The 10,221-nt window shown below is 52.9% G+C and carries 10 protein-coding genes; 6 read left to right on the top strand and 4 right to left on the bottom strand.

Going from position 1 to position 10,221, the window contains the following annotated elements:
• Positions 1 to 265 precede the first annotated feature (265 nt).
• From tnpA to LQZ21_RS14470, 4 genes are all read right to left on the bottom strand, one after another.
• Entirely contained in the window at positions 266 to 712 is a 447-nt protein-coding gene (tnpA, locus tag LQZ21_RS14485) for an IS200/IS605 family transposase (protein ID WP_411045290.1), read from the bottom strand.
• A 130-nt stretch (positions 713 to 842) separates the two neighbouring features.
• Positions 843 to 1,667, bottom strand: coding sequence for an ABC transporter ATP-binding protein (locus LQZ21_RS14480; RefSeq protein ID WP_411045289.1), 825 nt, complete (start codon positions 1,665 to 1,667; stop codon positions 843 to 845).
• 55 nt (positions 1,668 to 1,722) lie between these two features.
• On the bottom strand, positions 1,723 to 2,772 hold the full coding sequence (locus tag LQZ21_RS14475) for a taurine ABC transporter substrate-binding protein (RefSeq protein WP_411045288.1): 1,050 nt from the start codon (positions 2,770 to 2,772) through the stop codon (positions 1,723 to 1,725).
• A 47-nt stretch (positions 2,773 to 2,819) separates the two neighbouring features.
• A complete protein-coding gene (locus LQZ21_RS14470) occupies positions 2,820 to 3,581 on the bottom strand; it encodes an ABC transporter permease (RefSeq protein WP_411045287.1) in 762 nt (253 codons plus the stop codon).
• Between the two features lie 229 nt (positions 3,582 to 3,810).
• On the opposite strand from LQZ21_RS14470, the gene LQZ21_RS14465 reads away from it, so the two are divergent.
• The 6 genes from LQZ21_RS14465 to lpdA all read left to right on the top strand — a co-directional run bounded on the left by LQZ21_RS14465 (position 3,811) and on the right by lpdA (position 10,122).
• Complete coding sequence (locus tag LQZ21_RS14465; RefSeq protein WP_411045286.1) at positions 3,811 to 4,335, top strand: GNAT family N-acetyltransferase; 525 nt, start codon at positions 3,811 to 3,813, stop codon at positions 4,333 to 4,335.
• Between the two features lie 4 nt (positions 4,336 to 4,339).
• Positions 4,340 to 5,578, top strand: coding sequence for a radical SAM family protein (locus LQZ21_RS14460; RefSeq protein WP_411045285.1), 1,239 nt, complete (start codon positions 4,340 to 4,342; stop codon positions 5,576 to 5,578).
• Between the two features lie 15 nt (positions 5,579 to 5,593).
• Positions 5,594 to 6,067 (top strand): pyridoxamine 5'-phosphate oxidase family protein, encoded by a 474-nt coding sequence (locus LQZ21_RS14455; RefSeq protein ID WP_411045284.1) that lies wholly within the window; start codon positions 5,594 to 5,596, stop codon positions 6,065 to 6,067.
• A 379-nt stretch (positions 6,068 to 6,446) separates the two neighbouring features.
• A complete protein-coding gene (locus tag LQZ21_RS14450; protein ID WP_411045283.1) occupies positions 6,447 to 7,241 on the top strand; it encodes a DeoR/GlpR family DNA-binding transcription regulator in 795 nt (264 codons plus the stop codon).
• 33 nt (positions 7,242 to 7,274) lie between these two features.
• Positions 7,275 to 8,678: a dihydrolipoamide acetyltransferase family protein gene (locus tag LQZ21_RS14445; protein WP_411045282.1), complete on the top strand. Its 1,404-nt coding sequence runs from the start codon at positions 7,275 to 7,277 to the stop codon at positions 8,676 to 8,678.
• A 52-nt stretch (positions 8,679 to 8,730) separates the two neighbouring features.
• The gene (lpdA, locus tag LQZ21_RS14440; RefSeq protein WP_411045281.1) at positions 8,731 to 10,122 is read left to right on the top strand and encodes a dihydrolipoyl dehydrogenase; all 1,392 of its coding nucleotides are present in this window, start codon (positions 8,731 to 8,733) and stop codon (positions 10,120 to 10,122) included.
• The last annotated feature ends 99 nt before the right edge of the window (positions 10,123 to 10,221 follow it).

Here is a 10,221-nt window from a genome sequence, read left to right as displayed (position 1 = left end):
CATCGTTCAGCCCTTCCCGTTCGGTTCGTTCCATCTTTCAGGAGGTCCCCCGGGCGGTACTATGGCCTCTGCTGACTTCTTGCAATTCAGTTATACATTACTGCATGAGTTCCTGCACAGCGAGGACGGTTCGTCAGTCTCTGTACAGGGTATTGCAAGACCTCCCCGGGTACGGGCATCAAGTAACCTTCATCCCATGCAGCCGCCGCAGTCAGATACCACCGGCATAGCCGGTGGCTTGAGGAAGCCCCCTTAAAGGGGGCATTTAGTTTATTTCGGGTCCATCCAGATTCAACAGACCTTGTCGGCCTGTATCTATATCTTCCTGATTCTTGATGTATTCCCGTATTTGTTCTTCGTTCAGTCCTACCGTGCTCACACAATACCCCCGGGTCCAAAAATTCTTGTTTGTAAACCCTTTCGTTACTCTCAAAATCTCCCGGTGTATCCGTATGGCGCTCTTCCCTTTCAAATACCCGATCGTCATCGCTATGCTGTATTTCGGCGGCACCGATATACACATATGGATATGATCCGGCATCGCATGCCCTTCTAACAGTTCTATGTCCTTATACCGGCATAGCTCCCTTAGAATTTGTCCTATGCGCTTCTTCACCTTCCCATACAGGATTTTCATCCTGTATTTTGGCACGATTACGATGTGGTACTTACATTCCCACTTCGTATGTGCTAGACTTTGCCAATCTTTCATTAGTACTCCTCTGGCTGCCTTTTCCGGGGGCTTCCTCAGGAGTACATATTATTGCGCTATTCAGATCACGCACGGCACGGCATAGCCTTTTCAAGTCTCCCCGGCATAGCCGGAGGTTTACGTAAAAGAATTAAATTGTATAATTTCCGTCCTGATTGTGGATGATACGCAGAATTTGTTCCCTGATATTTATATAGTCTGTGGAAAACCGTGTTCTGTCCGTCTCGTCGCCGGTAATGTAGTATGTAAATTCCGTGTTGAATTCACGGACAATTCTGCCGGGCCGGGGCGACATAACCATAATCCTTGTGGCAAGGGATAGCGCTTCGTCTACATCATGGGTAATAAGAAAAAAAGTCCCGCGATTCGCGGACCAGATCATCCGCGTAAGCTGATGCATATTCTCTCTGGTCAGCGCGTCCAAAGCGCCAAAAGGTTCATCCATCAGAATTATTTTTGGATTATTTACCAGCACTCTGGCAAGGCAGGCCCTTTGGCGCATTCCCCCTGAAAGTTCGTATGATTTATGGTACTTAAAATCCGAAAGACCGGTCTGTTCCAGGTATTTATCCGACAGGGCTTCCCGTTCTTTTTTGCTAAATTTCCTCATTTTAAGACCGAATTCAACATTTTCACGCACATTCAGCCAGGGATACAGCGTAGGAGACTGAAAAACTAAACCCCGGTTCCAGTCAGGCCCGCTTATTATCGCGTCGTCCACCATGGCCGCACCTGCGGAAGGTTTTACAAAACCGGCTATTATATTAAGCAGCGTGGTTTTGCCGCAGCCGGAAGGCCCCAGTATACAGATAAAATCCCCTTTGTGTATTTTAAAATTGATGTTTGATAATACTTCCGTGGAGCGGTTTCCCGTCTTGTACGTCATCTGTATATTCGACAGGGATATTATTGTTTCTTTTACATCCGGTGAAACATCCGCTTCCACTTGGATCATAAACGTCTCCTTGTTATCCCCACCCCACGCATCGGGTGGGGTGGGGTGAGGCAGATCAATTAAGCGAAAGGTCAATATAATGCGGGTTAACCGCCTTTTGGAATACGGAAATATCCGGCGCAGCTTTTATCGACTGCTGTTCAACCAAAAAGTCCGCTGTTTTCTTCAGCGCTTCGGCTAAGGCTCCCGGATTGCCGCTGCTCCCCAAATACTGCGGGGATAACTGTTCGCGGGCGCTGAGCCATACATTGCCAAGTATCTGATTCTTGCTGTCTTCGGCGGTGATTTCAAAGTAATCCGCCAAAATAGCCGCCGCTTCATCAATATTATCATGATAAATGGCCTGCGCTTTGGAAAGAATCTTGATGTATTCCGCCACAAGCTCCGGATACTTATCTCCGAATTCTTTCCGCACCACCTCGATATCTGCGGTAACTGCCCCCAGCTTTGCCAGATCTTCGCTGGTAGCAATCAGTTTTCCGTCTGTTAACAGTTTTGTCAAAGTCGGATCCCACACATAGGCGGCGTTGATGTCCCCGCGCTGCCATGCGGCGTAAATATCCGCCGGCTGCATATCCAGTACTGTTACTAAAGATGCGTCCACGTTGTTTAAACTGAGGGCGCTCAATAAACTGTAATGCGCGGTGGACCCAAACGGTACGCCGACCTTCGCCCCGGCAAGACCACTTACGGAATCGATGCCAGAATCGTTTTTTACAGCCAGCGCTTCGGACTTGCCGAGAATTCCGTGAATCCAAATGATTTCGACGCCAAGGTTATTGGAAATGGCCGTAACCGCGGGCGTGGTTCCCACCAGCCCCAAATCGATGCTTCCCGAAGCCAGCGCGCTTACCACAGAAGCGCCGGATTCAAATTCCCGCAGATTAACGGTTACTCCCAAATCGTCAAAAAAATGTTTTGCCTTGGCGATGCTTTCATCGTTGGATATTTGCTGCGTCCCGATATTGACAACTGTGGGTAAATCCGCCGCAGCGCTTGTTTCCCCCGTGTCCGCTGTCTTTTTAGAACACCCTGTAAAAATTCCAAGTGCGGTAACCATAACCACGATAAAAATTAACGACGGCACATTGAGTCTCTTTTTCATATAAAGCTCCTTGCAATTTATATTACAACCGCATTAACGCGGATTGTTTACTCTTTTCCTTTCCAAAAAACTATTTTTGATTCAAGCAGTCTGAGCGCCTGATCCAGCGCAATTCCCGTAATCCCCATCATGAATATACCCATGAAAATAATATCGCTTCGTAAATAGCGGCTTGCGTCCAAAACAAGCCAGCCTATTCCCGACACGGCGGCGACCATTTCCGCCGCTACCAGCGTCGTGTACGCCACTCCAACCGCAGTACGTATGCCGGTGAATATACCTGGAAGACAGGCGGGAAAGCTGACATAAAAAAATACCTGCCATTTGGAAGCCCCCAGGGTCAGGGCGCTGTTGACATAATCATTTTTTACCATTCGCATAGCCGACACGCAGGCGATGTACATCGGGGCAAAGGCGGCCAAAAACAACAGCATTATTTTTGACGGGTCGTCTATGCCCATCCAAAGGATTATCAGCGTATAGTACGCCAGCGGCGGAAGGGGCCGGTAAAATTCGACAAGGGGTTCAAAAACCGCGCGGATTTTACTGTTGTAGCCGCTGGCGAGTCCAAGCGGTACGGCGATAAGCGCCGCAAACAGGAACGCGGCAAGTAAGCGCCCCATACTGACCGACAGATGCCGCCAAAGGGATATACCCTTGTAGTCATTGTGGAGTATAGAAAAAAATACAGACACCACGCTTTTGGGAGAAGGTACGAGCGCCGGGGAGACGAGCTTTAACTCCGTTATCCCATACCATGCCAAAAAAATCGCTATGATTACCGAGGCAGTAATATATTTTTCTTTCAACCGCATTTTATATTATTCCTATAAAATTACTATGATTATAGATTGCCATATCCCAAAAACATTGTCAAGCGGTTTGAGAAATGATTTTGCAAAACAAAACTTCAGCGTACAAAAGGCGGGGCCTTTCGGGGAATAGGGGAGACCTTCTCCACAAAATACACCGGAAAAATCATCAAACCCTTGACAAAACCGTAAATATATTTAACCTATATATTAAGTAGGATATATTATGGATGTGTTGTATACTATCAGGCAGGGAACGCTTAAGGATGTTGATTTGGCTGTCGCCTTTCGCTGGTTAATGTTCGGCGATTCGGGAAAGGAGGAGGCCATAGATCACATACGACAGGAAGTAAGGGCCCGGTACATGGCGGAATATCACAATGGCAGTATCGTTCACTTCTTTGCCATGAATCATGAAAACGAAGCGATAGCGTCCGCAGGTGCGCTTATCAAATCGGATTTTCCGTACTGTTTATTTAAGCCGGGCTACTATGGCTGGATAATAGATGTCTACACCAAGCCGGAGTACCGGGGAAACGGCATAGCCCGGGCGCTGCTAGAAAAAAATCATCTGTGGCTAAAAGAAAAAGGGGCAATTGAGGCCCGCCTTATCGCCGTGGGGAAAAAACCGCAGGAACTATATCAAAAAATCGGTTACCGCCCCACATGGGAAATGAGCCTAAGCCTGTGTCCCGGACGGAACACGTACAACGACATAATAACCCGGGAAAGCAGGGGAAATGGGGGTTAGCTGGATGACGGCATTTAACGATATAGATGCGCGGGAACTTTCGCTTTCCGAGGTGATGCGGAAGTATCCCGATGTTTCCCCGTTTGTGATAATCAAGGCGGACGTACAGCGCCGGGGAGTTAGATTTTCTGAGGCGGCGCTTGCCCATGTGGACTTGGCCGTTCATCAGGTTGAATATCGGGGATTTTCCCGCGAAACATCGGGAGCGATTCCGGTTTCGCTGATGATGAGGGATGGGACCTCCATCCTTACGGGATTTACGCTGGAAAATAGCGGACGCCCTCCGTATCTTGTGGATGTGGTGGAGGACAGGATAGTCCTTACCGATCAGGGAACCGTGGTGGAGGAAGTGGATTACTGGGAAAAGCCGGATTATTACAGCAAAGAGACAAGCAATCATATACCGATGTGGCAAATCGCGCTGGCCAGGCCCCAGCGTATAGATCTGTACCCGTTTCAATACTGCGAGTTTTGGAACACCCCCGGACACGGCTGCAAGTACTGTTCCGTCGCCGCCACATATAAAAAGACGGGGAAACCGAAATATGTTGATTTAACGGATATTGCCGAGACGCTCGCCGAGGCGCTTAAACAGCCGGGCCGGTACATGAGCCTGTTTCTTACCGGCGGTTCGATCCTTTCCGGCAAAGAACTGCTGGATGACGAGGTTGATCTTTACATCAAAGTGCTGCGTGAGGCGGGAAAGAATTTTAAAAGCGCCAAGTTTCCGAGTCAGTTGATAGGGACGGCGTATACAAAAGAGCAGCTATTGCGGCTTTATGAAAATACCGGACTCAGCTCGTACACGGCGGATATCGAGGTATTGAACAAGGAAAAGTTCGACTGGATATGTCCGGGCAAGGCGGCAAAGATAGGCTACGAGGAATGGAAAGACCGGCTGTATCAGGCGGTTGATATTTTTGGATTCGGCAATGTCAACACCGGCATAGTGGGCGGCGTGGAAATGGCAAGACCTAAGGGCTTTACCAGCGAGGACGAAGCCTTGGACATGACTCTTACGGAAGCGGAAGAATTGGCGAAGCACGGGGTATTCACCGTGCAATGCGTGTGGACGGTGGCGGAGGGTTCCGTCTTTTTTAACCAGAAAACGCCGTCGCTTGAGTATTATGTCCGGTTGTCTTGCGGGCTCGACCGGTTGTGCAGGAAATACCACATTAACACGGACATGGACAATTATCGCCGTTGCGGCAATCATCCCGACACCGATCTGTCCAGAATATAACTATAAGGAAACGGTATGGCGATAAAACTTGACGAAACGGTAAAAGTCCTGCTGGAGGACACCGGTGCGGTAAAAGTCCTGGCCAGCGTGGACAAGAACGGAAGGCCACATGTAACGTTTAAGGATTCTATACGTCTTAACAGCGGCGGAAATCTGGAGTATGACGAAATTATCGAATCGTCCCAGACAAATAAGAATCTTGTTTTTAGCATTTGGTTCAATAAACAGGTGGCAATCAATGTTTTGGGGCCGGATAAAACCAGTTTTCAGATAAAGGGAACGCCGGTTAAGGCCCTTATCTACGGCAAAAAATTTGAGGAACGTTACAGCAAACTCAAAGCGGAACATGGAGTGGATCTGTCAACAATCTGGATCATCGAGCCGGAAGAAATTATCGAAGAAACTTTCACGGTAAGGCGGGTCCGTGAAGAAGCCCAACATCCGCTCCTGCGCCATTTGGATACCCTTGTTATAAAGTTTGAGGGATAGGACAAATAACACCATTCATATTTCCTTAGCCGCTGGAGCTGCTTTTTATCGGTGTTTATCCAATATTGATAATCATCCCATGCTTCATCGGTGAATAATTTATTCATTTTCGTATAATTTTTTTTCTTTTATGCTACCCGCTTTATACTGATTGATTGATTGATTGATTTTTGAAGATGTTCGGCATTTGTTTTACCGGACTATAAATAGTTTGTTTCCATTTCCTGTTCGTGATGGTTCGTAAACTTCATAGTTAAATTTCATCTCTACCGTAAAATAATCTAAAAAATCGTTACGGAGCTCTTGCATTTTTTATCAATCTACGCTATAATCATAAGCAATATGAAAGCGTTTCAAAAGGAAATTGGCATTTTTTCGAATGATTATTGAATTAAATGAACGGCAGCGTACTATCCTCGATAAACTTTCGGATGACGGGTCCGTATCGGTGACCGCCCTGGCCCAGAACCTGGGTCTGTCGGAGGTGACCATCCGGGGGGACCTCAAGGACCTGGAGGACAAGGGGTGGATCACCCGGAAATGGGGGGGAGCCGCCCCGGTGACGCACCGGGATATTCTGGAGCGGCAGCGGGAACACCAGGAGCAAAAGAATCTCATCGCCCGGGCCGCGGCGGACCTGGTACGGGACGGGGATGTGATCATGATTGAGGCGGGGACCACCACCGCCCTGGTGGCCCGGTATTTGCTGGGGAAACGGGACGTTCATATCGTAACCAATTCAACCCTGGTTTTCGCCTATGCCCGGATGAACCCCCTCCTCCAGATCACCATGACCGGCGGTGAATTCCGGCGGCCCACCGAGTCCATGGTGGGGCCCATTGCTCTGGGGACCATTGCCCGGCTTAACGTCAGGCTGGCCTTTGTGGGGACCGACGGGTTTACCCTGGAACGGGGCATCACCACCCATCTTATGGAGGGGGCGGAAATCGTCAAGGCCATGAAGGACCATGCCCAGACCACGGTGCTGGTGGCGGATTCCAGTAAATACGGAAAAATCGGCTTTACCACGGTGCTGCCCCTGGCGGCCATGGACCTCATCCTGACCGACGGCAATTTGCCGGCGGAGGCAATGGAAGATCTTGCCGCCGGGGGGATCACTATTAAACAAATTATGTCTAAAGTAAAAGATGGCTCTGTTTCAAAATTCGCTTAGTTTTGAAGCGGAGCCCTTATAAAAGGAGTTACCATGGCCCATATTTTGATCATGCCCCGTCAGGGGAATACGGTGGAATCCTGTATTATCGTTGACTGGAAGGTAAAAGAAGGGGATTCGGTGGCGGCGGATACCGTTATTTGTGATGTGGAAACCGACAAGGCCACCTTCGAGGTTCCCGCCGGGGAAAGCGGGACGGTTTTGAAGCTGCTTAAAGAGCAGGGGGATGATGTCCCGGTTCTGGAACCCATGGCGGTGATAGGGCAGCCGGGGGAAGACTGGGCCGCTGCTTTGGGCGGCGCCGGGGAAAAACCGGCAAGCCCGGCCCCGGCCGCTGAAGTTTCGGTACCCCTGGGGCAGCCCTCCGGGCCGGGGGAAGCCCCACCCAAGGTTTCCCCGGAAGGCCGGGTTCCCCTGTCCCCCCGGGCGCGAAATTTGGCGGATAAGGCGGGACGGCCCGTGGTGGTAAAAGATGGAACGGTACGGCTTGAGTCGGGGCCTGAATTGGGGGGCTCCGGGCCCGGCGGGCGGATCATTGAGCGGGATGTGGAAGCGGCCCTGCAGGGATTACCCCCCTTGAGCGCCGCGGCCCGGGCCGGCCTGGGGGCCGGGGGCCTTACGGCGCCGTCAACGGGTTCCGGCCCCGGGGGCAGGATTATCGCCGCGGACCTCGTCCCGGAAGGAAGCGCCCCCGCCGCAAAGGCCATATCCGCCCAGGCTTTGCCGGACCCGGGGGAAGGGCAGATCATCGAAACCCCGATCAAGGGGATTCGGAAACTTATCGCCGACCGGATGTACCAATCCCTGGCGGAGAGCGCCCAGTTCACCCTCAATTCCGCGGCCCCGGTAAAACGGCTCCAGGAACTCCGGGCCCGGATGAAAAGCTCCGGGGAAGAACTGGGCCTTTCCAAGGTAACCATCAACGACCTCATCCTGTTCGCGGTTTCCCGGGTTTTGCCCCGGTACCCCTTCATGAACGCCCATAAACTGGGGGATACCCTCAAAACCTTTGAGCGGGTCCACCTGGGGGTGGCGGTGGATACCCCCCGGGGGCTCATGGTTCCGGTGATCCGGAACGCCAACCTCCTCCCCCTGGCCCGGATCTCCGCCGAGGCAAAGCGCCTGGCCGCCGCCTGTCAGGGGGGGGGCGTAAAACCCGAGGAGCTCTCCGGTTCCACCTTTACGGTGACTAATTTGGGGAGCCTGGGGGTAGTAAGCTTTACCCCGGTGTTAAACGCCCCGGAGGTAGCAATCCTGGGGGTAGCGGGGATTGAGCTCACGCCCGTAACCGGGGAAGACGGGGGAATCGGCTTTGCACCCCACATCGGATTCAGCCTCACCATCAACCATCAGGTGGTGGACGGGGCTCCGGCGGCCCGGTTCCTCAAGGCCCTGGGCGAAGCCGTCGCGGAGATTGACCTGTGGCTTACCCAATAATGGAGCGGAACCGGGGCGCTGCCTGGCGGGGCCCTGGTATAAGGAGGATATTTTGTACGATGTTATCATAATCGGCGCCGGACCCGGGGGCTACCTTGCGGCGGAACGGCTGGGACATTTGAAAAAGAAGGTCCTTTTAATAGAAGAACAACACCTGGGGGGCACCTGTTTGAACGTGGGGTGTATCCCCACCAAAACCCTGCTCAATTCGGCGAAACAGTATGTCCACGCCCGGGAAGCGGGGAAATTCGGCATTACCATACCGGAAGTGTCCTATGACTGGGAGGCCATCCAGAAATGGAAGGGGGAGGTCGTGGAAAAACTCCGCGCCGGTATCGGGGCCCAGATGAAACGTTTTGCCGTGGATGTGGCCCCGGGCCGGGGGGAGATCCTGACGGCCCCCGGGGCCGGGCCGGGCAAGGTCAAGGTGACCCAAAGCACCGGGGAAACCCGGGAACAGGAAGGTAAAGCGATCCTGGTTTCCGCCGGATCCGTTCCCGTAGCCCCCCCCATACCGGGAGCACGGGACAATCCCCTGGTGGTGGATTCCACGGGCCTCCTCTCGGTCGAAACCGTACCGAAACGGCTCGTGGTTATCGGGGGCGGGGTCATCGGGGTGGAGTTCGCGGGGCTCTTTTCCGCCCTGGGTTCGGAGGTTTCGGTGATCGAAATGATGGAGGAGATCGTTCCCTTTATGGATAAAGAGCAGGCTCCCCTCCTCCGCCGGGCCATGAAGGGGGTGGAGTTTAAGTTAGGCTGCAAGGTCGAGGGGATCGACGGGGCCGCGGTCCGGTATAGCACCAAAGACGGAAAGGCCGAAAAGGTGGAGGCGGACCTGGTCCTTATGGCCGTAGGTCGGCGGCCGGTGGTGACTACCTGGGGGGCGGAGGCCGCGGGGGTGGATCATTCCCCCAAGGGGGTCGCCGTGGATGACCGGATGCGGACCAATATCCCCGGGATCTGGGCCGCCGGGGACGTCACCGGAAAGAGCCTCCTGGCCCACTCGGCCTACCGTATGGCGGAGGTGGCGGTGGCGGATATCCAAAGCCGCCTGGACGGAAACGCCGGAGAACCCAACCGCATGCGTTACCACGGGGTGCCCTGGGCGGTCTACGGCCTCCCCGAAGCCGCCGGGGTGGGGATCACCGAGCAGGAAGCCGCGGCCCGGGGAATTTCCATCCTCAAGGCGTCCCTGCCCATGCGGATCTCCGGCCGGTTTGCCGCGGAAAACACCTTCGCCGGCCAGGGGGCGGTAAAGGTCATCGCCGAGGCGGCCTCCCGGAAGATCCTGGGGATCCACGCCGTGGGGGCCTACGCTTCGGAGTTCATCTGGGGGGGGGCTGCCCTGATCGAAGGGGAATTCCGGATCGAAGAGGTGAAGCAGCTCATATTCCCCCACCCCACGGTATGCGAACTCATCCGGGACGCGGTCTGGGAAATATAAGGAAATATCTCATGTTACGCAGTTACGCAGGAAGAATAGGATTAACCACGAACGACACGAACATCACGAACTTTTGCTTCGATATTCCGGAATTTATAC

The sequence above is a fragment of the Treponema sp. TIM-1 genome (assembly GCF_046533115.1).
In the GTDB taxonomy this organism is placed as follows: Bacteria; Spirochaetota; Spirochaetia; order Treponematales; family Breznakiellaceae; genus JAIRMO01.
This window is presented reverse-complemented; position numbering and strand designations above follow the sequence as displayed.